This is a genomic window from Ruegeria sp. CK1 (assembly GCF_056536545.1).
In genome coordinates, this window is sequence record NZ_JBQFPX010000001.1 from 1,227,085 (window position 1) to 1,251,898 (window position 24,814).

27 protein-coding genes and 1 other RNA gene are annotated in these 24,814 nt (G+C 53.7%); 16 read left to right on the forward strand and 12 right to left on the reverse strand.

The window, feature by feature from the left end; translation table 11 throughout:
• Nucleotides 1-99: 99 nt before the first annotated feature.
• On the forward strand, nucleotides 100-2,973 hold the full coding sequence (locus tag ACR0L3_RS05890; RefSeq protein WP_480744396.1) for an Rne/Rng family ribonuclease: 2,874 nt from the start codon (nucleotides 100-102) through the stop codon (nucleotides 2,971-2,973).
• A 52-nt stretch (nucleotides 2,974-3,025) separates the two neighbouring features.
• Here the strand turns inward: ACR0L3_RS05890 and ACR0L3_RS05895 are convergent, their stop codons facing one another.
• Nucleotides 3,026-3,259: a sulfurtransferase TusA family protein gene (locus ACR0L3_RS05895; protein ID WP_480744398.1), complete on the reverse strand. Its 234-nt coding sequence runs from the start codon at nucleotides 3,257-3,259 to the stop codon at nucleotides 3,026-3,028.
• Nucleotides 3,260-3,364: 105 nt separating this feature from the next.
• On the opposite strand from ACR0L3_RS05895, the gene ACR0L3_RS05900 reads away from it, so the two are divergent.
• The 4 genes from ACR0L3_RS05900 (at nucleotide 3,365) to ACR0L3_RS05915 (ending at nucleotide 7,696) form a co-directional block, all read left to right on the forward strand.
• Nucleotides 3,365-4,117, forward strand: coding sequence for a cytochrome c biogenesis CcdA family protein (locus ACR0L3_RS05900; protein WP_480744400.1), 753 nt, complete (start codon nucleotides 3,365-3,367; stop codon nucleotides 4,115-4,117).
• A gap of 63 nt (nucleotides 4,118-4,180) precedes the next feature.
• On the forward strand, nucleotides 4,181-5,395 hold the full coding sequence (locus ACR0L3_RS05905) for a hypothetical protein (protein WP_480744401.1): 1,215 nt from the start codon (nucleotides 4,181-4,183) through the stop codon (nucleotides 5,393-5,395).
• Nucleotides 5,392-6,741, forward strand: a complete 1,350-nt coding sequence (locus ACR0L3_RS05910) for a cytochrome P450 (RefSeq protein ID WP_480744402.1) — start codon at nucleotides 5,392-5,394, stop codon at nucleotides 6,739-6,741. Before ACR0L3_RS05905 ends, ACR0L3_RS05910 begins: the two co-directional genes overlap by 4 nt.
• A 73-nt stretch (nucleotides 6,742-6,814) precedes the next feature.
• The gene (locus ACR0L3_RS05915; protein ID WP_480744403.1) at nucleotides 6,815-7,696 is read left to right on the forward strand and encodes a fructose bisphosphate aldolase; all 882 of its coding nucleotides are present in this window, start codon (nucleotides 6,815-6,817) and stop codon (nucleotides 7,694-7,696) included.
• A 6-nt stretch (nucleotides 7,697-7,702) separates the two neighbouring features.
• Here ACR0L3_RS05915 and ACR0L3_RS05920 read toward each other — a convergent pair whose 3' ends face one another.
• The 4 genes from ACR0L3_RS05920 to fumC form a co-directional block, all read right to left on the reverse strand.
• Nucleotides 7,703-8,305: a DNA-3-methyladenine glycosylase I gene (locus tag ACR0L3_RS05920; protein WP_480744405.1), complete on the reverse strand. Its 603-nt coding sequence runs from the start codon at nucleotides 8,303-8,305 to the stop codon at nucleotides 7,703-7,705.
• A gap of 65 nt (nucleotides 8,306-8,370) precedes the next feature.
• Nucleotides 8,371-8,586, reverse strand: coding sequence for a ribbon-helix-helix domain-containing protein (locus tag ACR0L3_RS05925; RefSeq protein WP_480744406.1), 216 nt, complete (start codon nucleotides 8,584-8,586; stop codon nucleotides 8,371-8,373).
• Entirely contained in the window at nucleotides 8,583-8,759 is a 177-nt protein-coding gene (locus ACR0L3_RS05930; RefSeq protein ID WP_480744407.1) for a DUF4169 family protein, read from the reverse strand. The genes ACR0L3_RS05925 and ACR0L3_RS05930 overlap by 4 nt, the downstream gene beginning before the upstream one ends.
• On the reverse strand, nucleotides 8,759-10,153 hold the full coding sequence (fumC, locus tag ACR0L3_RS05935; RefSeq protein WP_480744409.1) for a class II fumarate hydratase: 1,395 nt from the start codon (nucleotides 10,151-10,153) through the stop codon (nucleotides 8,759-8,761). The genes ACR0L3_RS05930 and fumC overlap by 1 nt, the downstream gene beginning before the upstream one ends.
• A 244-nt stretch (nucleotides 10,154-10,397) precedes the next feature.
• On the opposite strand from fumC, the gene ACR0L3_RS05940 reads away from it, so the two are divergent.
• Nucleotides 10,398-10,913, forward strand: coding sequence for a hypothetical protein (locus ACR0L3_RS05940; RefSeq protein WP_480744677.1), 516 nt, complete (start codon nucleotides 10,398-10,400; stop codon nucleotides 10,911-10,913).
• 21 nt (nucleotides 10,914-10,934) lie between these two features.
• Here ACR0L3_RS05940 and ACR0L3_RS05945 read toward each other — a convergent pair whose 3' ends face one another.
• The 7 genes from ACR0L3_RS05945 to ACR0L3_RS05975 form a co-directional block, all read right to left on the reverse strand.
• Nucleotides 10,935-11,393, reverse strand: coding sequence for an SspB family protein (locus ACR0L3_RS05945; RefSeq protein WP_480744411.1), 459 nt, complete (start codon nucleotides 11,391-11,393; stop codon nucleotides 10,935-10,937).
• A gap of 76 nt (nucleotides 11,394-11,469) precedes the next feature.
• Nucleotides 11,470-12,723, reverse strand: a complete 1,254-nt coding sequence (gene chrA / locus ACR0L3_RS05950; RefSeq protein ID WP_480744412.1) for a chromate efflux transporter — start codon at nucleotides 12,721-12,723, stop codon at nucleotides 11,470-11,472.
• Entirely contained in the window at nucleotides 12,720-13,535 is an 816-nt protein-coding gene (locus ACR0L3_RS05955) for a chromate resistance protein ChrB domain-containing protein (protein ID WP_480744414.1), read from the reverse strand. Before ACR0L3_RS05955 ends, chrA begins: the two co-directional genes overlap by 4 nt.
• A gap of 128 nt (nucleotides 13,536-13,663) precedes the next feature.
• A complete protein-coding gene (locus ACR0L3_RS05960) occupies nucleotides 13,664-14,095 on the reverse strand; it encodes an ester cyclase (RefSeq protein WP_480744416.1) in 432 nt (143 codons plus the stop codon).
• Nucleotides 14,096-14,195: 100 nt separating this feature from the next.
• Nucleotides 14,196-14,543: a transfer-messenger RNA gene (gene ssrA, locus ACR0L3_RS05965) on the reverse strand.
• Nucleotides 14,544-14,579: 36 nt separating this feature from the next.
• A complete protein-coding gene (locus ACR0L3_RS05970) occupies nucleotides 14,580-14,942 on the reverse strand; it encodes a DUF4345 family protein (protein WP_480744418.1) in 363 nt (120 codons plus the stop codon).
• A 10-nt stretch (nucleotides 14,943-14,952) separates the two neighbouring features.
• On the reverse strand, nucleotides 14,953-15,684 hold the full coding sequence (locus tag ACR0L3_RS05975; protein ID WP_480744420.1) for a FadR/GntR family transcriptional regulator: 732 nt from the start codon (nucleotides 15,682-15,684) through the stop codon (nucleotides 14,953-14,955).
• A gap of 84 nt (nucleotides 15,685-15,768) precedes the next feature.
• Here ACR0L3_RS05975 and ACR0L3_RS05980 point away from each other — a divergent pair, with 84 nt between their 5' ends.
• The 10 genes from ACR0L3_RS05980 to rseP all read left to right on the forward strand — a co-directional run bounded on the left by ACR0L3_RS05980 (nucleotide 15,769) and on the right by rseP (nucleotide 24,771).
• The gene (locus tag ACR0L3_RS05980) at nucleotides 15,769-16,560 is read left to right on the forward strand and encodes a DUF2182 domain-containing protein (protein WP_480744422.1); all 792 of its coding nucleotides are present in this window, start codon (nucleotides 15,769-15,771) and stop codon (nucleotides 16,558-16,560) included.
• Between the two features lie 4 nt (nucleotides 16,561-16,564).
• On the forward strand, nucleotides 16,565-17,269 hold the full coding sequence (locus ACR0L3_RS05985; RefSeq protein ID WP_480744423.1) for a DUF1326 domain-containing protein: 705 nt from the start codon (nucleotides 16,565-16,567) through the stop codon (nucleotides 17,267-17,269).
• A 26-nt stretch (nucleotides 17,270-17,295) separates the two neighbouring features.
• Entirely contained in the window at nucleotides 17,296-17,775 is a 480-nt protein-coding gene (locus tag ACR0L3_RS05990; RefSeq protein WP_480744425.1) for a DinB family protein, read from the forward strand.
• Nucleotides 17,776-18,879, forward strand: coding sequence for a dimethylsulfoniopropionate demethylase (locus ACR0L3_RS05995; RefSeq protein WP_480744427.1), 1,104 nt, complete (start codon nucleotides 17,776-17,778; stop codon nucleotides 18,877-18,879). It abuts the gene before it with no gap.
• Between the two features lie 100 nt (nucleotides 18,880-18,979).
• The gene (gene acuI, locus ACR0L3_RS06000; RefSeq protein ID WP_480744429.1) at nucleotides 18,980-19,975 is read left to right on the forward strand and encodes an acryloyl-CoA reductase; all 996 of its coding nucleotides are present in this window, start codon (nucleotides 18,980-18,982) and stop codon (nucleotides 19,973-19,975) included.
• A 185-nt stretch (nucleotides 19,976-20,160) separates the two neighbouring features.
• On the forward strand, nucleotides 20,161-20,724 hold the full coding sequence (gene frr, locus ACR0L3_RS06005; RefSeq protein WP_480744430.1) for a ribosome recycling factor: 564 nt from the start codon (nucleotides 20,161-20,163) through the stop codon (nucleotides 20,722-20,724).
• A gap of 7 nt (nucleotides 20,725-20,731) precedes the next feature.
• Nucleotides 20,732-21,463: an isoprenyl transferase gene (locus ACR0L3_RS06010; RefSeq protein WP_480744432.1), complete on the forward strand. Its 732-nt coding sequence runs from the start codon at nucleotides 20,732-20,734 to the stop codon at nucleotides 21,461-21,463.
• Complete coding sequence (locus tag ACR0L3_RS06015; protein WP_480744433.1) at nucleotides 21,460-22,242, forward strand: phosphatidate cytidylyltransferase; 783 nt, start codon at nucleotides 21,460-21,462, stop codon at nucleotides 22,240-22,242. The genes ACR0L3_RS06010 and ACR0L3_RS06015 overlap by 4 nt, the downstream gene beginning before the upstream one ends.
• Nucleotides 22,242-23,414: a 1-deoxy-D-xylulose-5-phosphate reductoisomerase gene (gene dxr / locus ACR0L3_RS06020; RefSeq protein ID WP_480744435.1), complete on the forward strand. Its 1,173-nt coding sequence runs from the start codon at nucleotides 22,242-22,244 to the stop codon at nucleotides 23,412-23,414. Before ACR0L3_RS06015 ends, dxr begins: the two co-directional genes overlap by 1 nt.
• Nucleotides 23,415-23,418: 4 nt before the next feature.
• Nucleotides 23,419-24,771, forward strand: a complete 1,353-nt coding sequence (gene rseP / locus ACR0L3_RS06025; RefSeq protein ID WP_480744437.1) for an RIP metalloprotease RseP — start codon at nucleotides 23,419-23,421, stop codon at nucleotides 24,769-24,771.
• Nucleotides 24,772-24,814 lie beyond the last annotated feature (43 nt).

Consider the following 24,814-nt stretch of genomic DNA (forward strand, 5'->3'; position numbering starts at 1 on the left):
CGCGCCGTCCGAAATCGCCCTGACAAGACACCACCCCAAAAGCGCCTGTCCCCCCGGACGGGTAAGGACAACGCGTTTGGCGCGGTGCACCAAGGACACATGGCTAAGAAAATGCTTATCGATGCCACCCACGCAGAGGAAACTCGCGTCGTGGTGGTCGACGGAAACAAGGTCGAGGAATTCGATTTTGAATCCGAAAACAAACGCCAGCTTGCTGGCAACATCTATCTTGCAAAAGTAACACGGGTTGAGCCGTCTCTTCAGGCGGCTTTTGTTGATTACGGTGGGAACCGGCATGGTTTCTTAGCGTTTTCGGAAATTCATCCTGACTACTACCAGATACCGGTCGCTGACCGCGAAGCGCTTATGGAAGAAGAGCGCGCTTATGCCGAGGCGATGAAAGCCCGGGATGACGCGGAAGAGTCAAAGCCGAAAAAGCGCCGTTCGCGGTCTCGGACAAAAGCGGCGGACGTGAAATCGGATGACGTTGTTGAATCCATCGAGGTCTCATCTGAGCCAACCGGTATGGAAACGATTGATCTGGATGAAGGTGAAGAGGGCGCCGATATGTCGGTCCCTGAAGGCACCTCTCCGATGGAACGTGTTGCAGAGACGCCGGTTGAAGAACCTAACGACGACGCCGATGCTCCAGATGATACAGAGGCGACTGCCGTCGAGCCTGATGACGCAGTAGAAGAGGAAGCTGCACCGAAGGCGGAAGAGAATATAACCGAAGCCGCTGAAGAAACAGAAACTGCAACGGAAGAACCTGCGGATGACGAAGTCGAGGCGGAGGACGAATCTGCCGAAACCGTTGCCGAGGCAGAAGCAGAGGCAGAGGATACTGCAGAAGCTTCTGACAGCGAAGAAGAGGCACCTTCTGAAGATGTAACTGCGGCCGATGAAGCCAAAGGCGCTGCTGATGAGAGTGGCGAGGTTGAAGAGGATTCACCGTCGGATGCTGCGGCGAAGGATGACAGCATCGAATCCGTCGCCGAAGAGGATGACAGCGAAGACATTCGTCCGCCGCGCAAACCGCGCCCGCGTCGTTACAAAATTCAAGAAGTTATCAAGGTGCGCCAGGTTCTACTGGTGCAGGTCGTAAAAGAAGAACGCGGCAACAAGGGCGCTGCTCTGACAACATACCTTTCGCTGGCAGGACGTTATTGCGTCTTGATGCCCAACACGGCGCGCGGTGGCGGGATCAGCCGTAAAATCACCAATGCTCCGGATCGTAAAAAGCTTAAGGAAATCGCCGCCGAGATTGACGTGCCAACCGGCGCAGGCCTGATCATCCGGACCGCAGGTGCAAAGCGCACCAAGTCCGAGATCAAACGAGACTATGAATACCTGCAACGTATGTGGGAGCAGATTCGCGAACTGACGCTGAAATCCATCGCCCCCGCGAAAATTTATGAAGAAGGCGACCTGATCAAACGCTCGATCCGCGATCTCTATAACCGCGATATCGACGAGGTTCTGGTTGAGGGCGAGGGCGGTTATCGCATCGCCAAGGACTTCATGAAGATGATCATGCCGTCCCACGCCAAGAACGTGAAACGGTATGAAGATGCGCTGCCTTTGTTCGCGCGATATCAGGTCGAAAGCTACCTGACAGGTATGTTCAACCCGACGGTGCAACTGAAATCCGGCGGGTATATCGTCATCGGCGTAACCGAAGCGCTGGTGGCGATCGACGTAAACTCAGGTAGAGCGACCAAAGAAGGTTCGATTGAAGAAACCGCGCTGAAAACCAACCTTGAGGCTGCCGAGGAAGTGGCGCGCCAGTTGCGTCTGCGTGATTTGGCGGGTCTGATCGTCATCGACTTTATCGATATGGACGAGCGCAAGAACAACTCGGCCGTCGAAAAGCGCCTGAAGGAAAAACTAAAGACGGATCGCGCGCGCATCCAAGTTGGTCGGATCTCTGGATTTGGTCTGATGGAGATGAGCCGACAGCGCCTGCGCCCTGGTATGCTCGAGGCAACTACGCAGCCGTGCCCGTCCTGCCATGGCACCGGTCTGATCCGCTCGGACGACAACATGGCGCTGACAATCCTTCGTCAAATCGAAGAAGAAGGCACGCGCCGCCGCTCACGCGAGGTTTTGGTACGTTGCCCGGTGAGCATTTCCAACTTCTTGATGAACCAGAAACGTGAGCATATTGCCCAGATCGAGGCGCGCTATGGTCTTTCGGTTCGGATTGAAGGTGACGTACATTTGGTTAGCCCCGACTTTTCGATGGAAAAGTTCAAGACCGCTAGCCGGATAGTGCCCGAAGCGAGTGCTCCGGTCGTATCTGTCGACGCATCTTTGATGGATCTGGTTGACGCTGACGAGGATGAAGTCGCTGAAGAAGAAGCGATTCAGACCGAAGAAGAGACCAAGCCCAAGCGCAAGCGTCGCCGCCGTCGTCGCAAGAAGAACAACGGTGGAAGTGACACGCCCGAGGCTAATTCAGAGGAAGGTGAAACCACCTCTGAAGAGGCTGCTGAAACCACTCCTGAACCTGAGGGCGAGGGCGCCGAAGAAGCAGAAAAGGCAGAGAAACCCAAACGGCGCCGGGCGCCGCGTCGCAAAAAGAAAGACGCAGAAGCTGTTGACGCCACAGAGGAAACTGCCGTTGAGGCAGAAGTTGTGGAGCAGGTTGAAGATACTGTAGCGGTTGAAGAAACAACTGCTGAGTCGGCAAAAGTGACAGGTGACGAGCCCTCTGAACCTGAAACAGCTGACCCAGTTGCTAACGAGGCTACTGCGCCAGAAGAAGTCGAGGTTTCCGAGCCTGTTGACGAAGAAGTAGTAGCTGTGACCGAGACGGTCGTCGAAGAGGTTTCAGAAGAGATTGTTCAAGCAGAACCCGAGGCGGAACAGGAAGAGCCCGAACCTGTCTTGGAAGTTGTCGCCGAAGAACCCGAAAAACCTACTGAACCCGCAAAGCCTAAGCGGCGTGGATGGTGGTCTTTAGGGCAGTAAAAAAGAAAGGCGGGTTTAAAACCCGCTTTTTTGATTCGTTAGAGTTGCCGGCTCAGCCTGCTTTTTGGATGAGATAGACTTGGTGACCATCCGTGTCTTCTTGCGACAACAGCTGGTTTCCGCTTTCAGAACAGAAATGCGGTACATCGATTATGGCTGCAGGATCATCAGCCAAAACACGTAGAATGGCCCCCGCAGGCATGGATTTAAGACGTTTTCTGGCTTTAAGGACAGGCAGTGGGCACAATAGGCCCAGTGCGTCGAGCGTTTCAGTGGGGTTTGACATAAAACTCAGATATTTCCACTTTCAGCTGCTGTCCAGCACCCAAGCACGGGGATGTGACCGATTGGCCCCGTGACGTTTACGATGTGATACCATATGTGCTGATTTATGTTCGGAATTGATATCATCGACGCGGGCCTTCTACCCGCTATGTTCATCGCGATGCTGGGCGGGCTGATAAGCTTTTTGTCGCCTTGCGTTCTTCCTATCGTTCCGCCGTATCTGGCGTATATGAGCGGCGTGTCTATCAACGAGATGCAGGACGAGGCGCATGCGAGGCGCAAGGCAACGTTGTCTGCACTGTTCTTTGTGTTGGGCTTGTCGACCGTATTCCTGTTGTTGGGCTTCACGGCATCGGCATTTGGGGTATTCGTACTTCAGAACCAGGTGCTATTCGCTAAAATCTCGGGTGCGGTGGTTATTATTTTTGGCCTGCATTTCCTGAACGTCATACGCATTCCATTCCTCGATCGTGAAGCTCGAATCGAAACCGGTGATTCAGGCGGCTCGGTTTTTGGCGCATATATCTTGGGGCTTGCGTTTGCTTTTGGATGGACGCCCTGCATCGGCCCACAGTTGGGCGCGATCCTGTCACTTGCCGCGTCAGAAGCTTCTGTCGCAAGGGGAACCCTGTTACTGGGCGTGTACGCAGCAGGTCTGGGGATTCCGTTCCTGCTTGCGGCGGTTTTCCTGAATCGATCGATGTCAGTGATGAACCGGATCAAGCCTCATATGGGAACGATCGAGAAGGTAATGGGCGGTTTGCTGCTTTTTGTCGGCATCATGTTGATCACCGGCCTATTCACCGAGTTCAGCTGGTGGCTTCTAGAGGCATTTCCTGTACTGGCCAACTTTGGGTGACCTGCTGATCTTGCTTACCTTGGAGCCAAGCCTGCGCTAACCTACGCCGCAGAAGGTAAGTCGATGAGCAGTCAAACAAAACAGCGGCAAGTGCGCAAGCGTCAGGTATTCTACATTCCCGGTTATGACCCGATACACCCGCGTCGCTACCGCGAGCTGTATCGGAAAGAAGGTCGGGCACAAGCTGACATATCGGGTTACGAGATAGCTATTTCTCGAAATGCAGACCAAGGGCTTTTCGGATGGCATGTCCGATCACATCAGGACGGCACCGAAGTTGAGGCTGATTTTAGGGTCCTAGTCTGGTCGGATATCGTGCGAGACAGCATGTCGACTTCGATCCCCGCGACCTATCTACAGTTGCTGCGAACAGCATGGGTTTACATCGAATCCGGAGCGCTTTGGCGCCTGATGCGTCTTCGAAAAGGGCCAGTTATCGCGGCTTTGTATCCTGTGGGAATGTTGATTGCTCAACTCGCAATGGCGCTCGTTGTTGTTTGGGGTTTGACGACATTTCTATGGGACATTGTTGGATGGTTCGGGATAGTTCCGGCAAGTGCTGTTGCCTATGCGCTGCTGCTTTGGTTCCGTAAAATCGACAACCGTCTTTTTGCCTACTACCTAATGCATGATTACGCATACACGGCGCAATCCAAGGGGGCAGTCCCCGCCCGATTGGAACAGCGTCTTTCCGATTTCACGGGTCATATCCGACAAGCTGTCGAAAGCGACGTTGATGAGGTTTTGGTCGTTGGACATTCCTCTGGTGCGCATCTTGGGGTGATTGCACTTGCTGATATGCTTAGGACGAAAAAGCTTTCCCATATCGGCCCAAAGCTTTCTTTTCTGACTTTAGGGCAGGTGGTGCCTATGGTGTCCTTTCTGCCAGAGGCTTTAGATCTGCGTTCCGACCTTCTTTTTTTGTCGACGCAGAACGATTTGACTTGGGTCGATGTGTCAGCGCCCGGCGATGGATGTGCTTTTGCCCTGTGCGATCCTGTCGCTGTCAGCGGTATCGCGACTGACCAGAAACGGTGGCCGCTGGTATTGTCGGCGGCCTTTACTCAAACCATGTCTGCTAAGCGCTGGAAAAAACTGCGATGGCGTTTTTTTCGGCTCCATTTTCAGTATCTGTGCGCATTTGATCGTCCCGGTGTCTATGACTATTTCCGCATAACTGCAGGGCCATTGACCTTGGGGCAGAGATTTGCCGGACGAAAACCATCCAAATCGCGCATCGAAACTCCAGTTTCAAAATTTAGATCGGTGCGCCCATGAGGCCACCCAAACCCACCCCTAGGCCCGAACAAGTATCGCTATGGCGTTACCTTAAACTGTTTCGAAAGGACGTGTTGTCAGCGCAACCGCACCGTCTCTATCGCGCTTGGATGGCCGAATTTCGCACCCCTTTCTTCCGGTCCTACATGATCAACCAGCCAGATTTGGTGGACACCGTACTGAAGAGTCGCTCTGACGACTTCCCGAAGTCCAGCCGTATCAGTGAGGGGTTGCGTCCGCTGTTAGGAGACTCGGTTTTTCTGACCAATGGAAACGCTTGGAAACGCCAGCGCCGGATCATTGACCCAGCTTTTGAAGGTGGGCGTTTGAAGGATACATTCCCGGCCATGCTGGATGCAGCCAATGCCAGTGTTTCGCGACTGAGAGGGCAGGGTGGTCAGGTAATTGAGTGTGAAGAGCTCACCAGCCATGCCGCGGCTGATGTAATTTTTAGGACACTTTTTTCTGTGCCGATTGAACACGAAGTGGCAGCGCAGGTATTTGACAAGTTTCGGGCTTATCAGCGTCAACAACCGCTTTTGAACCTAGCCGCATTTATTCCGTTGCCCCATTGGATTCCGCGTTTGCACGCGCGCAGTACGCGACGGAATGCGCGGGATATCCGAAAATTGATTGCGCGTTTGACTGCAGAACGCGCGGATTTGATCAAAGCTGGCACGGCACCGGACGATCTTGCCACAAAAATCATGACCACGCCTGATCCAGAAACCGGGCACTGCTTTGACACACAGGAAATGGTGGATCAGGTCGCTATCTTCTTCCTTGCAGGACATGAGACCAGCGCGTCTGCACTGGCATGGTCGCTGTACCTAATGGCGCTTTACCCCGATTGGCAGGAGAAACTCAGTGCCGAGGCGGAGGTTTTGGAGGATCCAAGCTTTAGCGTGATGTCCAGACTAAAACTCAGTCGCGATGTGTTCAGAGAATCTCTGCGTCTCTACCCTCCGGTGCCAATGATGGTGCGAGAAGCGACTTGTCCTGAACATTTCCGAAATAGAGACGTGTCAAAAGGATCGCAGATTGTCATCAGCCCCTGGCATTTGCACCGCCACGAGCGTCTCTGGGATCATCCCGACGATTTTGACCCTACACGTTGGGCCACCGAAAACGGTAAAGCCTGCCAGCGCGACGCTTACATTCCTTTTTCCACAGGTCCACGTGTATGCAGTGGCGCCGGGTTCGCAATGGTCGAAGGACCATTACTGTTGTCCATGCTACTGCGGAACTACCGGTTTGAATTGATCAGGGGCCAAACACCCGTTCCGGTCGCGCATTTGACGGTGCGCTCCAAAGATGGAATTTGGTTGCGTGTGGTTGAGCGCTAACAAACTACCATCGTCCGCCGCCTTGCTGTATGCGAATTAAAAAAGCGGAATCATTGTTGAACAGGAAAATCTTATGTCCAAAGCAGAACAGCGCGAACAGATGTCCAACGGCGCGGGTTTCATTGCAGCCCTGGATCAAAGTGGCGGGTCGACCCCCAAGGCGCTGGCTCTCTATGGAGTAGAGGCGTCAGATTACAACTCGGACGAAGAGATGTTCGGCGAAATTCAGAAGATGCGCGCGCGCATCATTTTGGCTGACGACTTCACCAAGGACAAAGTTATCGGTGCCATCCTGTTCGAACGCACGCTGGGCGAAGAAATCGAAGGCCGCAAAGTTGCGGATTACCTTTGGTCGCAGAAAGGCATCGTGCCTTTCCTGAAGATCGACAAAGGCTTGGAAGAGCAAGCCAATGGCGTTCAGATGATGAAACCGATCCCCGGTCTGGCTGAGACCCTGGCCAAGGCCGACGGCGTTTTTGGAACCAAGGAACGCTCGGTAATTCATGAGGCTAACGCTGAGGGCATCGCCGCCGTAGTTGCGCAGCAATTCGACGTAGCCCGCGAAGTTGTCGCGGCGGGTATGGTTCCGATTGTGGAACCGGAAGTAAACATCAACTCTGCCAACAAAGCCGAGGCTGAAGATATCCTGAAAGCGGAAATCTTGAAAAACCTCGACCAATTGGACGAAGGGCAGGAGATTATGTTGAAGCTGACGCTGCCCTCTAAGGAAAATCTGTTTGATGAAGTTGCAGATCACCCACGCGTTTTGCGCGTCGTGGCGTTGTCGGGTGGCTATTCGACCGAGCAAGCCTGCGATCTGCTGAACCAGAACGACAAGATGATCGCGTCATTCTCGCGCGCATTGACCGAAGGTCTGTCCAAGCAACAATCGGACGCCGAATTCAACGCGGCCCTTGGTGGCAATATCAACAAGATCTTCACCGCCTCGGTTTAAGAGCGGCTACACTGGTTTGATAAAATTGCGGCGCAACTGCGCCGCTTTTTCGCGCTTAGAGCAGCCTATGGCGTGATCATTCACCAATCCCATGGCCTGCATGAACGCAAACACCGTGGTGGGTCCGACGAACTTCCATCCGCGTTTCTTCAAATCCTTCGACATCGCGATAGACTCTTCCGATGTAGATGCGGTTTGCGGTGCGGGGGGGCTGTCTGCTTCGTATCGCCAGACATAAGCAGCTAATGACCCTTCGGCGGCCACAAGCTCTTGCGCGCGGCGGGCATTATTTATGACCGCTTCGATTTTTCCACGATGACGTATGATACCCGCGTCTTGCAGCAGGCTTTCAACATCAGTTTCATCAAATGCTGCTACAGCATTGAAATCAAATTGTTTAAACGCTTTCCGAAAATTCTCACGCTTGGACAAAATTGTTCGCCAGCTGAGTCCGGACTGAAAGCTCTCAAGACACAGCTTTTCAAACAGGCGTTGATCGTCGCCAACAGGATAGCCCCATTCATTGTCGTGATATTCAAAGAACTCAGGCGCTGATTGGCACCACGCGCAACGGGGTTGGCCGTCTGGGCCGGTAACTGTTTGGCTCATCAATGTACCCTTTTTGTTCTCACTCAACTTAGTCGCTGTTACATGTGAAAAGCAAGGGGAGCCTGTCAGGTTCTATACCAATTCAAAACGAAAACGCGAATGGTCGACGCCAGGCCAATCTCGGGATCGCGTTCAACGTCAATTTCAGCGGCCAAAGCGTTGATAGGTATATTTTTTTCTTTGGCTATATCGCGAAAAGCTTGCCAGAACTCATCTTCAAGAGAAACCGAAGTTCGGTGCCCTTTCAAGGTCAGTGAACGTTTGATCGGACGTCCACTCATTCATCCAACTCGCGATTGTCGAGATCGCGGCGCTGCTTGTCCTGTTCGAACTTGGTCTCGACCTTTTCGATCTTGCTTCGCCCAAACTTTACAGCGTTTTGATCAGCACGGGCTTTTTTCTCAGCCCGCGCTTTTTGTTTTCTGTACCGGTTCAGATTGACCGGCTTACCCATCAGTCTTTTGGACCGATCATATGTTCGGGACGGACGACCGCGTCAAAGGTCTCTTCGTCCACAAAACCCAGTGCAATCGCCTCTTCTTTGAGGGTGGTACCGTTCTTGTGGGCCGTTTTTGCGACCTTGGTGGCGTTGTCATAGCCAATAGTCGGGGCTAGCGCCGTCACCAGCATCAGTGATTCTTTCATCAACTTGTCGATGCGCGGCTCATTGGCCTTGATTCCGACTAGCATCCGCTCTGTAAAGCTATCGGTTGCGTCGCCCAGCAGTTGGATAGACTGCAGCAGGTTGTACGACATCATCGGATTGTACACGTTCAATTGAAAGTGGCCCTGCGAGCCAGCGAATTTCATCGCTGCATCATTGCCAATCACATGAGCTGCCACTTGTGTTAAGGCTTCTGCCTGCGTCGGGTTGACCTTACCGGGCATGATCGACGAGCCCGGCTCGTTTTCCGGCAGGATCAATTCACCTAAGCCCGAACGAGGCCCAGAGCCCAGCAAACGGATGTCGTTTGCAATCTTATAGCAAGAGCCCGCAATCGTCGCCAAAGCACCGGATAGGAAGACCATTGCGTCATGCGCGGCCAGCGCTTCGAACTTGTTCGGTGCCGTAACGAAGGGCAGGCCGGTTATCTCTGCCATATTCTCTGCCACCGCTTCGTCCCAGCCATTATGAGTGTTGAGACCGGTACCAACAGCGGTACCGCCTTGCGCCAATTCGTAGATTCCGGGCATGCAAGCTTCGACTCGGGCGATACCTTGACGAATCTGATGCGCGTAGCCTCCAAATTCTTGTTCCAAAGTCAGCGGAGTTGCGTCCTGCGTGTGGGTCCGACCAATTTTTATGATCCCAGCGAATTCTTTCGCCTTGTCTTCAAGCGCCGTGGCGAACTTCTCGAGCCCTGGCATCAAGACATCACGCACACTCATTGCAGTGGCGATATGCATGGCCGTCGGGAACGTGTCGTTTGAAGACTGACCCATATTACAGTGGTCGTTCGGGTGCACGGGTTCTTTCGAACCGATCACACCGCCCAGAATCTCAATCGCGCGATTGGCTATAACTTCGTTCGAGTTCATGTTCGATTGCGTACCAGAGCCGGTCTGCCAAACGACCAGAGGGAAGTTGTCGTCGAACTTGCCTTCTATGACCTCGCCTGCGGCTTGGATTACGGCATCAGCGATCTTTGCATCAAGCTTGCCGATGGCCTTATTTTCCATAGCGCAAGCTTTTTTAATTACACCCAGCGCGCGCACAATAGCGACGGGCTGTTTTTCCCAACCGATAGGGAAGTTCATAATCGAACGCTGTGTTTGGGCCCCCCAGTATTTGTCTGCGGGAACTTCCAACGGGCCAAAGCTGTCGGATTCGGTACGGGTTTGAGACATCTGTCACTCCGTTGTGTATACATTTGCATGCCGTTTACCCGCTGCAAAGCTTGGGTGCAATCGGCCAGTTGCGCGCAACATAAACTTAAGGCCGCCAGAGGTATAGGTAGAAGGGTCGATGAATTTTCTGAGCAAAACACATTGTGCATGCGTGCGGCTGAGCTACAATAATACGATAAATAACTCGGAGGTTCAGGTGGGCACATTGTTTCGAACTTATCACCTGAAAACCATCGCTTTTTCGATGGGTTTACTGGTTTGGGTGATGGCGGCCAGCCTTGCGGCCCATGCCGCAGCAATTGATCCGTTTGTTGGTAACTACGTCGGATCGGCAAATGTCGTTGACGATGACGGAACCGAAACGCCACGAGACATGAGTGTTTCTATTGAGAATCTGAGGGATGGATTCAACGTCAGCTGGACGACAACAACTTACAAAGCGGATGGCCGCGTCAAAGAGCAAAAGTTCTCGATAGATTTTAAAGAGTCGAATAGATCCGGCGTGTTTTCTGCCGCAATGAAGCGCAATGTGTTCGGGCATGAAGTCCCACTAGATCCGATGCAAGGCGAGCCTTTTGTTTGGGGGCGGATCGAAGGCGACACTTTAACGGTGTTTTCGCTGTTTATAGGAGAAACCGGAGATTACGAACTACAACAGTTTGATCGGACGCTGACCGAAGGCGGCTTGGATCTTTCGTTTTCCCGCTTCCGGAACGGTGTCAAATCTCGATCTGTCGAGACGTTTCTCAAAAAACAGTAACGCAGCCTATTTCAAGGTGCGTTACTTTCGGAAGCTGTCCAAAGACACAACTTCTGCGTCTTGTTGATCCTGTTCTTCTTCTACTTCGATTGAGTCTTCATCGATGGGCTCAAACTCTTCCTCATCCTCTGGGCTTTCAAAGCGCAACCCAAACTCTACCGACGGATCAACGAAGGTTTTTATCGCTGCGTAAGGAATATAGAGAGGCTCGGGCGCATCGCCAAAGTTCAAAGTAATCGCAAAGCCGTTATCACCAACTTCAAGGTTTTCGAACCAATGCTGCATTACAATCGTCATTTCTTCGGGGTAACGATCGCGCAACCAATCAGCCAGTTCGACCCCGTCTTGCCGTGTATCGAAAGTGATAAAGAAATGATGAGAGCCCGGCAGGCCGGCTTCGGAAACACTGGTCAGGACGGTCTTGATCAGACCGCGCATTGCCGTGTGCATCAGGTTCCCGTAATCGATGTCTTGCGACATATGTAATCCTCAAAAGTGGCTGTCCTCAGCATAAGCGATTTCGGCGGAAACGAAAGACCGGGTATGTGAGGATTGTTTAAAGAAGATGTATTCCTGTTCCAACCGCAGCCATTACGATTAGTGTGGTCGCCATCCCAAATTTAAACTTAAAAATCAATAGCCCCGCTAACAATGTCAGACCCAATGCCGTCGGATTTAGACTGGTTGGAACAGGCAAGGGTATGGTCATCGGTCCCCATGGGTATTCGGGGACTTCGTCAAACAGGACGTTTAGGCTGAACCAAACTGACAAGTTGAGAATCACACCGACCACGGCGGCAGTTATTCCATGCAATGCGGCTGAAAGTTTCGGGCGGGCCGCCAACTGATCTAGGTAGGGAGCCGCCAGAAAGATCCATAGAAAACACGGAACGAACGTGGCCCATAGTGCCACCAATCCAGCAGCGACTGCCAGTGAGGTCCCGCCGCTGACGTGTCCGGTAAGCATTGCTACAAACTGTGTCACCAGAATTAATGGCCCCGGCGTCGTTTCTGCCAGTCCAAGTGCATCGATCATCTGGTTCGTGCTGATCCAATGATACTGGTCGACGACAGTCTGAGTCATGTAGGCCAGCACCGCGTAGGCACCACCAAAGGTGACGACTGCCAAGCGGGCGAAGAACCAACCTAGATCGCTCAGCAATTCTTGCCCTGACATGGTAAGCAGCAGTAACGGACCCAACCACAAAATGGTCCATAATATAGCAGTTCGTAGTGTTTCGGTAACTTTGGGGGCGATCTGAGTGTTCGTAGGCGTGGCTTTACCTTCAAAAGTGACATAGCCCCAGATTGCCGCAACCAGAATGATCAAAGGAAAGGGAAGGTTAAACGCAAATATCGCTATAAAACCCAGTGCGGCAATAGCCCGATGATTCACGTCCATTGGTGCCTTGCGTGCCAGGTTTCTAAGAGCCTGCAGGACTATGACAATCACTGTGGCCTTAACCCCCAAAAACCCGGCCTGCACAATTGGAAGGTTACCGTACAAAGCATAAAGGCCAACCAATACTGCGATAATGAAGGCTCCGGGTAATACGAAGAGGGCGCCCGCGATCAAACCTCCTGTGACGCCTCGCAATCGCCAGCCAGCATATGTCGCCAGCTGCATTGCCTCGGGGCCAGGCAGAAGCATGCACAGCGAAAGTGCCCGCAGATAAGTTTGTTCGTCCAGCCAAGGGCGCCGTTCGACAAGTTCCTGATGCATTAATGAAATCTGAGCCGCAGGTCCTCCGAACGAGAGAATGCCGATGCGACCAAAAACACGAGCAAGCTCCGAAATTGAGGGTGTCATGCGTTTCGGTCCATGGGCCAGTCGTGTTGTTCGTCGAACCCGTCCCGAGCCCAACGGTACAGTGCATCGTACAGGCAAAATCCCGCTTCAAGGTTCTGGTGATCGTCGCGAAATTGCCGTGAAAGGCCAACTGAAACAGCAAGCAGCCCGGCAGCTTCGGGGGCGAGATCATGGCGATTAGTGTCAGCAGCCCGAACAACCATCGCAAGTCGGTCCAGAGCAGGTGTGTGCAGCTGAAATTCGTCCAGCATTGTATCAAACGTACAGTGATCGTCCCTGTGCGACCAAAATGCGTCCTCAACATCAAAAGGAGTACCATCAAAGGCTGCGGCGGTCGCTTGAACCTCGGACGGGGAAACGAATAAAAACTGCGCGTCTGGGTCTACAAAACGCCGGATCAACCACGGGCACGCGATCCGGTCTATCTTGGGGCGGTGGCGTGTGACCCAGACCGACCGGCCATCACTGCGCATTGGCACGGCAGAGGCTGGAACCCTGGGTGCGCCGGACGTATCCCGCCAGCCAAACATCCCGCCTTCTAGATATTCAGCCTCACACCCGTTGCTGCGCAGCCACGACACCACACCTTGGCTAAGTTTCTTACCCTTCTGGCAAATGATGACTGCGGACCTCTCGCCGATACGATCGGTGATGCCATCAATATCTTGGGCGGGGTGACGAACCGAACCTGGGATCAAAAAAGGATCGGCTTCAAAATCCACATCCAAGCATATGTCGATTAATACCGGCGCTTGAGGCGTTCCTATTAAACGCATCAATTGTTTTGGAGTTATTGAATTGGGCGCAGGCATAGCATGTCTCCTGATTTGAGCGGATACATGCGAAACTTGGGCTGGCGCCTCACGGGGCGTTCGCAATCTTACCCCATATGCTTTGCTTACGGCCAAGAACTAGATGGGTCAAGATTGCTGTGACCTTGTCAGGCCCAGTCCAGGCGCTGGCCTGTCATGCAAACGGGCAGGGTGTCTTGCGGAAATTGCCCCAGTTGTTCGAACAATGAAATGAAATCAAATTGGTTGTAAGCTTCAACCATGCGGCCCTCCTTTATCCGTGCAAAAACGCTGCCAGTGGCTTTGAGGGGAGCACCATTATCAGCTCGCGTGGTGCTGAGATGCAGGATCGCCGATACCCAATCACCGTCTTCAATGATCATTGGGAGTTCAACCTTGATATCACCAAGGACATGTCGAAAGGCCGTGACCAGATCGCGGAAATCGTCTGCTCCGACCTGCATTTCGGGTATCAGACCTTCGGCCAATGTGTCCGCTGAAAAAAATTGATCAATGGCGTCAAGGTTCCCGTTTTCCCAAACCTCAGAATACCATCCTTTGACGACATCTGCATGCGACATGCCGGCTCTCCTTTTGCAGTCAGGGTCAGCATGAAACGAAAGGGTGAAAAAACTCTGAACGTGAACAAGACCAGGGTTAAACCGCAGACATTATTGGGAAAGTGCAGGTTTCTGTTGCCAGGCACCTGCGAACCCCGCCTTACGCGGCTAGGCGCAAGGGCTTAAGTTTCGGTCTTGTTACTGCTTACGCAGCAACTGCAACCGGAGCACGATTGTCGTTTGCAATTGTACTATTTTCGCCGGTAACGGTGGCAGACAGCCGAGACAAAGCTAACCCCTTTAGACGTTCGTCGATCCTGTTTCGGCCCCAAAATCCCCAAACGAAGGATGGTTGGTGGAGCCGCCGGGTACCGCCCCCGGGTCCGATCCGCTTATTACGAGCGCGTTTATGTCCATAGTCCCGAAGGACACAACCTATATAGGGGAGCCGGGGCGCGGATGCAAACCAGGATTTCATGACTTCGCCACATTAAAAAACAGTTACTTACGCCGCCCTATTGAAGTTCGCGAGGATCAGCCACAGTGCGAGGGCAAGTTCGATTCCTCCGAACGTTATCGCCTTGGCCATCGGAGGGTTGTCCACAAGAACTGATACAAACCGGCCAAGGGCTGCTCCGGAATAGACGACACCCAACATGGCATAAGCCATTGGATTGTTCAGCCAAAGCACCGCAATGCCGGTAACTACGAACAGACCGCCCACCGAAGCACGCATCTCGCTTAGACCCATATTGCTGTCTGTGGGGGCGAGATCCAGGGACGCAGCGGTGAAGGACGGTGCCATGAATCCGAATAAGCCAAATCCGATGGTTAAAAGGGCGGCGATTACGTTCAACGCAGCTGTCATTCTGTCCTCATCACGCGGGTTTGCGGCGCTGTTGCGCCACGTCTTGCGCCAGCTTACGCGTGTAGCCTTCAAGCTCAACCAGAGTCGCGTCTACTTTGACCTTGTCGCGGGTTTCTAACGCATCGGCGATCTGGTTGTGCAGGGCAATGATTTCTTCGCGGGAACGGGCAGTAAAGGTAATCATATTCATCAAAGGTTGCATGGCCTCAACGGCACCGGCCAGTTGATAAGACAAAACCGGGTTGCCGGCACCGTCAACCAAAGCGCGGTGAAACGCGACGTCCGATGCACAAAAAGCTTCATCCGTTAGGCCGGGTTGCCCTTGGCGAAATATCTCGGCCCGCATGGTAGCAAGCTGATCGGCGGTCCTTCGCTGTGCTGACAAGGGCGCGCAGGCTCGCTCAAGGGCAAAACGGGCCTCGCACGCAGTATCGAAACTGACCGCATTCATTGACAATAACAGGGTCGAGGTCGTGACCTGTTGCGCATAGGCGTCTTCGAAACTGATGCGGTTTACGAACGCTCCTCCGCTGGCGCCGCGCTGCGTTCGGATAAGCGATTGCGCAGCCAGGCGTTTCAGTGCCTCGCGCACTGTGGGCCGGGACACCTGAAACTGATCAGCCAGCTCGGCCTCTGAGGGCAAACGCTCATCTACGATCAACTCGCCTGAGATTATTGCGTTTCGAATGGCCTGTGCGATCTGCGCGGACAAATCGGCAGGTTTCTTAGGATCGATTTTCATATTTCGGGGTCGCCTGAAAAAATTATTTGTCTGACATTTAAAAGTCTGACATTTGAAAAGCAAGGACCGAGTCGGGAGGGACACGTGAGTCGCGCAGTTCTACGCAGCGGATTGTGGCTGGGGTTTTACATCCTGATCCTGTGGGCATGGTGGATGATGTTCACCATGAGCCGAGACATGGATCTGGATTGGATCGGCCGCCCGGGACCAATGGGCCAGGCGATGGCCGCAATGGACCCCAGCATGGACATGTATATGCCAATGGCTGAGTTCGGTCCGCTGTTTGTGATGTGGGCAATCATGATGGCGGCGATGATGTTGCCAACCCTCGTTCCAACCCTTCGCAGTTACGAAGACTTGATCCGCAGTGCAAACGGCACGCGGGCAGGGTGGATCGGTGTGTTGGCTGGGTACTTCATCGTCTGGGTGGGCTTCGCGGCACTGATCACCGGAGTTCAACTCGGTCTACTTTTTGGCGGCGTTATTGACATGCTGGGGATCGCGAAATCCGGGCTTTTCGCTGGGGGACTGATGATCGCGGTAGGAGCCTTTCAGTTCACGCGCGCAAAAGAGGTCTGCCACGGCGTGTGTCACGCGCCCATGACCTTTTTTCTTGGTCACTGGAAAACCGGGTTCATTGGCGGGTTGCGCATGGGGCTGGGGCTTGGCGCGTTCTGCGTTGGCTGCTGTTGGGGTTTCATGGCGCTTGGCTTCGTTGGCGGTGTCATGAGCCTGCTTTGGATGGGCCTTGCGACGCTGTTCATGGTTCTCGAAAAACTGCCTCAGATAGGTCACGCAGTGACGCGGCCGATGGGATTTTTGTTGATTGCAGGGGGGATCATCCTAATGATCTACCCCTTTACTTTCGGAGGATAAGTATATGGCTAAAAATAGAAAACCCGAGGCTGATAGACTTCCAATCAGCCAGCGCATCGACAGCCGTATGCCAAATCCCAAGCGGCGCGAAATGAGCCCGACAGATTGGGCAATAAAGGGAGAACTGATCCTGAACTGTTCGTGTGATGTATTCTGTCCCTGCGTTGTGTCGCTGGGTGCGCATCCTCCGACCGAAGGACATTGCCACGCGTGGATGGGCGTCATCATCGACGAAGGCCACTATGAGGGCGAGAACCTGTCAGGGCTGAACATTGGCCTTCTGGTGGATATTCCTGGGCGCATGGGCGAAGGCCAGTGGAAAGTCGCGGCCTATGTGGACGAGCGCGCCAGCGGCAAAGCTTACAATGGCCTGCTGCAAATTTTCAGCGGGCAGGCGGGCGGCACCACCGGCCTGTTCACAATGCTGGTGAGCGAAATCATCGGTGCCGAACGCGCTCCGGTTCAGATCGAGCGAGACGGCAATAAGCGCCGTATCGCGATTGGCCGTAAGATTCAGGGTGAGATCGAGATGCTGGCGGGCAAAGACCCAGAGCATCCCGTAATGGTATCGAATTCTAAATACTGGATGGGACCGGACATCATCGTCGCGCGGGGTACCAAGTCCAAGGTGCGCGATTATGGCCGCGTGTGGGATTTTGGCGGTAAATCGGCTGAGATTTGCCCTATTGAGTGGCATGGTCCCAAATGATGATAACTGGAGCTTACGCGCGAGAAATGGCGCGGTATAATAGCTGGCAAAACAACCAGTTATCTGGCTTCCTGAAAGCATTGCCCCCCGGGGAGCTGACCAAAAACCGGGGCGCGTTTTTCGGCTCAATAATGGGTACAGCAAATCATCTGCTTTGGGGCAATTGGATTTGGATCTCGCGCTTTGACAAGGGTGAAGGCCCAGGTGGCGGTATTCCCGAGAGTGTTTCTCTGTGCTCTGATCTGACTGAGTGGCTGCCGCTTTGTGAGACGATCGACGCACGTATTTCGCACTGGGCAGCCTCACTTGGCGACGCGCCGTTGAGTGGGGAGTTTACGTGGTTCTCAGCAGCAAAAGAAGCTGACGTTACATTGCCTTACGCGCAATGCGTGATCCACATGTTCAATCACCAGACCCATCATCGCGGGCAACTTCATCAGATGTTGACCGAAACCGGATCGGCTGCACCTGTCAGCGATCTGGTGTTTATGCCTAAGGAGGCTTAGATGCCGCAAATTTCCCTGTCCCGCAGGCTGCGTCGAACCCCGTTTTCAGAAGGGGTCGAAGCGGCGGGGGTCAAAGCATATACGGTGTATAACCGCATGTTATTGCCGACGGTTTTCGAAAGTGTTGAGGCAGACTATTGTCATCTGAAGAACCATGTACAGGTTTGGGATGTGTCATGTGAACGGCAAGTTGAGCTGCGGGGACCAGACGCGGCCAAGCTGATGCAAATGCTGACTCCGCGCGATCTGCGCGGGATGCTGGCCGGGCAATGCTTTTACGTGCCTATCGTCGACGAAACCGGCGGGATGTTAAATGACCCAGTGGCAGTGAAGCTATCCGATGATCGTTGGTGGATATCTATTGCCGACAGTGACTTGTTGTTGTGGGTCAAGGGCATCGCCAGCGGATACAGGTTGGATGTTCTGGTGGATGAGCCGGATGTATCGCCTTTGGCCGTGCAAGGACCCAAGGCGGATGACCTGATGGCGCGCGTTTTCGGAGACCGAGTGCGCGATATCCGGTTCTTTAAATTCGATATGTTTGAGTTTGAGGGCCGTGACCTTGCCGTTGCTCGGTCGGGTTATTCAAAACAGGGCGGTTTTGAAATCTACGTCGAAGGCTCAGAAATCGGTATGCCGCTTTGGAACGCTTTGTTTGACGCGGGCGAAGACCTGCAGGTGCGCGCTGGTTGCCCCAATCTAATCGAACGTATCGAGGGCGGATTGCTGTCATATGGCAATGACATGACCGACGACAACACACCGCATGAATGTGGATTGGGCAAATTCTGCAATACTCATACAGCCATTGGATGCATTGGTAGGGACGCATTGTTACGTGTGGCTAAAGAAGGGCCAGGTCAGCAGATTCGTCCGATCGCAATTGAAGGTGACGCCGTTCCGCCCTGCGATAGGCCTTGGGCCGTGTTTGCATCAGGCAAACGGGTGGGTCAGGTGACCTCGGCCGCATGGTCCCCAGATTTCCAAACTAACGTGTCCATAGGCATGATACGGCTGAGCCATTGGGACGCCGGGACTAAAGTTGAAGTTGAAACTCCGGACGGTATGCGCAGCGCGACGGTGCAGGAACGATTCTGGATTTGAGGAGAAACGGGGCTTTGCCCTTGTCGATGAAAGTCTTCATCGAAGTCATATAGCCAGAAGTGACCCCCAGTCTGGCACAAAGGAAACGAAAGGATATCAGATGTTCAACGCATTGGTTATGGAGAAAGATGAAGAGAGCGGCCTTGCCAATCCTTCTGTGAAGCAGCTGTCACTGGATGACCTTCCAAATGGTGAGGTAACGGTCGCCGTCGAATACTCCACGGTCAATTACAAAGATGGTCTTTGCATGTCGCCAAAGGGCGGCGGTCTGGTCCGGAACTACCCGCATGTGCCCGGCATTGACTATGCAGGTAAAGTCGAGGCGTCATCTGATGATCGATACAAGCCCGGCGACAAGGTGGTTTTGACTGGTTGGCGCGTGGGTGAGGCGCATTGGGGCGGATATTCCCAAAAGGCCAGTGCTTTAGGCGATTGGCTGGTGCCACTACCCGACGGCCTCAATGCGCGGCAGGCTATGGCTGTGGGAACTGCTGGTTTCACTGCCATGCTCGCCGTCATGGCGCTTGAGGATCAAGGGATGACAACCGACCACGGGCCAGTATTGGTAACCGGAGCTGCGGGCGGCGTCGGGTCGGTGGCTACCGCCATTCTGGCCAATCTAGGCTATGAGGTTGCGGCCGTGACCGGGCGGCCTGAAACTGAGGAGTATCTGAAATCGTTAGGCGCCAGCACGATCGTTCCTCGGGAAGAATTGAATGAGACAACCAAACGCCCCTTGGAAAGCGAAACTTGGGCCGGCTGTGTGGATGCCGTCGGCGGAGCAATGCTGGCGCGCGTACTGGGTCAGATGAAGTACGGTGCCTCAGTCGCCGCTGTTGGTCTAGCAGGGGGGGCAGGCTTGCCTGCAACAGTCATTCCGTTCTTGTTGAGAGGGGTCAATCTGCTGGGTATCGACAGCGTCATGCAGCCTTATGACAACAGAGTTCGTGCATGGCAGCGCATTGCAACCGATCTACCGATGGAAAAGTTGGAAGCCATGGTCCAACCGGCCGTTTTGTCTGATCTGCCGCAATTGGGCGAGGATATTCTTGGTGGAAAGGTCAAAGGGCGCGTTGTCGTTGATGTAAACGCCTGATCACAAAGACACAGAGCAGACCGGCTAGTTCCAACGAAGGCCGGTCTGTTCGTTTTGAAAACTTCGCGAAAATGCCGCAAACTCCTCTGGCCATTGGCGCATTTCCACATCATCATTGCTATACATCCCATTTGCGATGGCTTATGAGCCATGCAAACAGCATTTGAAGACGGGGAGTGAGCAGCATGTCTGACGATTTCGAACTGGATACCGACGATCTGAAACGGCGCATGGAAGGCGCCATGTCCAACCTCAGAACCGAATTTGCCTCACTTCGGACTGGAAGGGCTTCGGCTTCGATGTTGGAACCCGTTATGGTTGACGCCTACGGTTCGATGACCCCAATCAACCAAGTCGGCACAGTAAATGTGCCCGAACCTCGTATGGTAACGGTCAATGTTTGGGACAAGGGGCTTGTCGGCAAAGTTGAAAAAGCCATCCGTGAAAGTGGTCTGGGTATCAATCCGCAGCTGAACGGCACCATCATCATGCTACCGATTCCGGAATTGAACGAAGAGCGTCGCCGCGAGTTGGGCAAGGTTGCCGGTCAATACGCCGAGCATGCCCGTGTTTCGATCCGAAATGTTCGTCGTGACGGAATGGATCAGATTAAGAAAGCCAAGGCAGACGGCATGTCCGAGGACGACCAGAAATTCTGGGAAGCCGAAGTTCAGGATCTGACCGACGAGATGATAAAATCCGTAGATTCTGCGCTTGATACCAAGCAGGCAGAGATTATGCAGGTCTGAACCGATAATGGGAAACGCCCCCCATACTGCGCCCACGCGCGGCCCGTGCCATGTCGCAATAATCATGGATGGAAACGGCCGCTGGGCGCAGGCACGCGGTCGGCCAAGGCTGTTCGGACACCACGCCGGTGCGCGGCGCGTGCGCGAAGTAGTTGAGGCCTGCCCGGGGCTTGGGATCAAGTATCTCACGGTTTTCGCTTTTTCGACTGAGAACTGGAAGCGCACGCAGGCCGAAGTGGCTGGCCTAATGAGCCTGTTTCGGCGCTATATCACCAAGGAAACTCGAACCCTGAAAGAAAACGGAATACGTGTTCGCTTCATAGGTGACCGGGTGCGTTTGGATTCCAAGTTGACTGCCCTTATGGACACGCTGGAAGAGGAAACGAAAAACAACGATCTCGTTCATTTGACGGTTGCTCTGAATTATGGCGGACGGGATGAAGTTGCCAGGGCGACTAAACGTTTGGCCCGAGACGTGGCCGAAGGTCGTTTGCATCCCGAAGATGTGGATGAAGAAACCCTGCCTAAGTATCTTGATACGCATGTTCTACCCGATCCTGACCTGGTGATCCGTACGAGTGGAGAGGCCAGGATATCCAACTTCCTTCTTTGGCAGTCCGCCTATGCTGAGTATGAATTTATCGATACGCTTTGGCCGGATTTCACAGCAGCTGAACTGGAACGGCTGTGCCACAGTTTTGGATCCCGCGACCGCCGTTTTGGAGCTGTGCCAGCATGAGCGAGGGCAGATGGTCTGACCTGACAGCTCGGGTTCTATCGGCGGCAGTTTTGATCGTAATCGGCTCAATCGAAGTTTGGCTGGGCGGTTTGTGGTTCGAATCTTTCATAGCAATTGCCTGCGGATTGATGACCTGGGAACTGGTGAAGATGATCGATCCAGATCGTACCGCTGTGGCGATACAAATGGGTGTATTGACGGCGGTTGTCGTGGTTTTAAGCTATCATCTGCCACCGCTATACAAATTACCAATATTATTGGCGCCCGCCTTGGTTGGTGCCGCGCAGATAGGCCGGCACAAGACAATTTATGTGCTTTTTGCCATCTGGATTGCCGCGTCCGGTCTGGGGTTCATTTCGATCCGCGAAAACATGGGCTTTGGCTGGATGGTGTGGCTGATTTCGGTCGTGGTCGCGACAGATGTAGCGGGCTACTTCGTGGGAAAAACCTTTGGCGGCCCCAAGTTTTGGCCCAGGGTAAGCCCTAAGAAGACGTGGTCCGGAACCGCTGGAGGCTGGGTTACCGCGGCTGTGGTAGGGGCTGTTTTCGCAGCTCACGCAGGCTTTGGCCTGATGTTCGTTTTGATCTCGGTTCTGGCGTCAATGGCCAGTCAGGCCGGAGACATTGTCGAGAGCGCCACCAAACGTAAGTTCGGCGTCAAAGACAGTTCGAACCTGATCCCGGGGCACGGCGGTTTTCTGGACAGGTTCGACGGCATGATGGGAGCGGCCTTGTTCGTACTGATCGCTGGGCTGATCTATTCCCCCGGAGGCATGTAATGCGCAAAGTGTCCGTGTTAGGTGCGACAGGTTCGATCGGGCAAAACACTATTGATTTAATTGATCGAGATCCATCCGCTTACGACATTGTAGCACTTACCGGTGGTGCAAATATCGAAAGGCTGGCTGAAGATGCGCGTCGCTTGAATGCCGACCTCGCGGTGACTGCCCATGAAGAGCGTCTTGATGACCTCCGCGCCGCACTAGCTGGCAGTGGTGTAGAAGCCGCCGCCGGTCAAACTGCGCTGGTCGAGGCTGCTGCACGCCCGGCAGACTGGATTATGTCAGCAATTGTTGGCGCTGCCGGGCTGCCGCCGGGGCTTGAGGCGCTTAAGCAGGGTGCAACATTGGCTTTGGCCAACAAAGAAACACTTGTTTGTGCTGGCGCTTTGGTGCTCGAAACCGCGAAAGCGCACAATGCTCGCCTTCTGCCAGTGGATAGTGAGCATTCCGCCGTGTTTCAGGCCTTGGTAGGTGAGGATATGAATGCGGTTGAGCGCATTATCATTACTGCCAGCGGCGGTGCATTTCGCGATTGGCCCCTTAGCGATTTGACCAGTGCCACGGTCGAACAGGCCTCGAACCACCCGAATTGGAACATGGGGCAGCGTATCACCATCGACAGCGCGTCAATGTTCAACAAAGCGTTGGAACTGATTGAGACAAAGGAATTCTTTTCCGTTTCACCTGATCAGATCGAAGTCATCGTTCACCCCGAATCCATTGTGCATTCGATGGTTGGGTTTAAAGATGGGGCCGTTATGGCGCATATGGGGGCGCCCGACATGCGCCATGCGATCGGTTACGCTTTGCACTGGCCCGACCGTCAGGAGCTGCCGATTGAACGACTGGATCTCGCAAAACTGGGCCAACTGCGCTTTCACGAGCCTGACGAGGCACGCTATCCGGCATTGCGTTTGGCGCGGAATGTGATGGAACGGGGCGGTCTGTCTGGCGCCGTGTTCAACGCTGCCAAAGAACGCGCGCTGGATTTGTTTATTGCACGTCAGGTCGGTTTTCTTGAGATGGCATCGATTGTCGAAAGCGTTTTGAACAGATTTGAGGCCTCAGCAGGCCTTCTTGATGCCCCGTTTAACCTTGATAACGTGCTACATACAGACCATTTGGCACGTAAGTGGGCCGATGAGGCCAAAATGAAGACTGCAGGATAGACCTTTGGACCAACTCTCACTGATCCCTCAATTCGGAAATCTATTGTTCACGATCATCGCCTTTGTGATCGCTCTGTCCGCAATCGTGGCAGTTCATGAGTATGGCCACTATATCGTCGGACGTTGGTCCGGTATCCACGCCGAAGTGTTTTCGATAGGTTTCGGCCCGGTTTTATGGAGCCGAATGGACAAACGGGGCACCAAGTGGCAGATCGCTGCCTTGCCCTTCGGTGGCTACGTTAAGTTTTTGGGCGACGCCAATGCAGCGTCTGGCAAAGACGAAGATGCGATGCAGGAAATCACTGAAGCCAGCCCAGAGGAGCTACGCCGAACCATGCATGGCGCACCGCTGTGGGCGCGGTCCGCCACAGTAGCTGCGGGTCCAGTGTTCAACTTTGTGATGTCCATTTTGGTATTTGGCCTGATTTTTATGTCTCAAGGTGTGACGCGAGAGCCTTTGACAGTGGGCGAGCTTCACGGATTACCCGGAACAGTTCAAGAACTTAGAGACGGGGATGAAATCGTAGCTATTGCCGGGCTCGACGTTCCCGATTTCGACCAACAGGGCGCTTGGGGCGAATTCACTGATGCCCTACCAGTTGAACCAAGCTTGGACTATACGGTCATTCGGGGCGGCCAGACGATGGATGTGACAGGTCCTTGGTTGTTTCCTGCGTTGATCCAGCAAGTTGTACCACGCAGCGCCGCCATGGATATCGACCTTCAGCCAGGTGACGTCATAACTGCTGTAAATGGTGATTCCATCTTTGCTTTTGAGCAGCTCAAAGAGCATGTTGAGAGCTCGGACGGCAAGGTACTGCTTCTGGATGTGTGGCGCGACGGGGCTGAGCTAGAGTTTGCTTTGGCTCCTCGCCGTACAGATGAACCCCAGCCTGAAGGAGGGTTCGTAACTCACTGGCGAATAGGAATAGTCGGCGGAATGGCTCTTGAGCCTGCGACCGAACCGGCAGGGATTTTCGCGTCGTTGTCAGGGGGTGTTCGCCAAACAATCCGGATAATTGACGGTTCACTGTCCGGCATCTGGCACATGGTTACTGGCGCAATCAGCACCTGCAATATTTCTGGCCCCATCGGTATTGCCGAAACGTCTGGTGCCATGGCAAGCCAGGGGGCGCAGAGCTTCATCTTTTTCATAGCGGTATTGTCTACGGCAGTCGGTCTTTTGAACTTGTTTCCCATTCCGGCGCTGGACGGGGGACATCTGGTTTTTTACGCTTACGAGGCGGTCGCAGGAAAACCTCCAAGCGATGGTGTTTTGAAAGTATTGATGGGCGTGGGTGTTTCCTTGATCCTAGGGCTTATGATCTTCTCTGTTACAAACGATCTGTTCTGCTGATTGTGACCTTTGAGGCAATAATTCGCCGCATTTACGCCTCAAT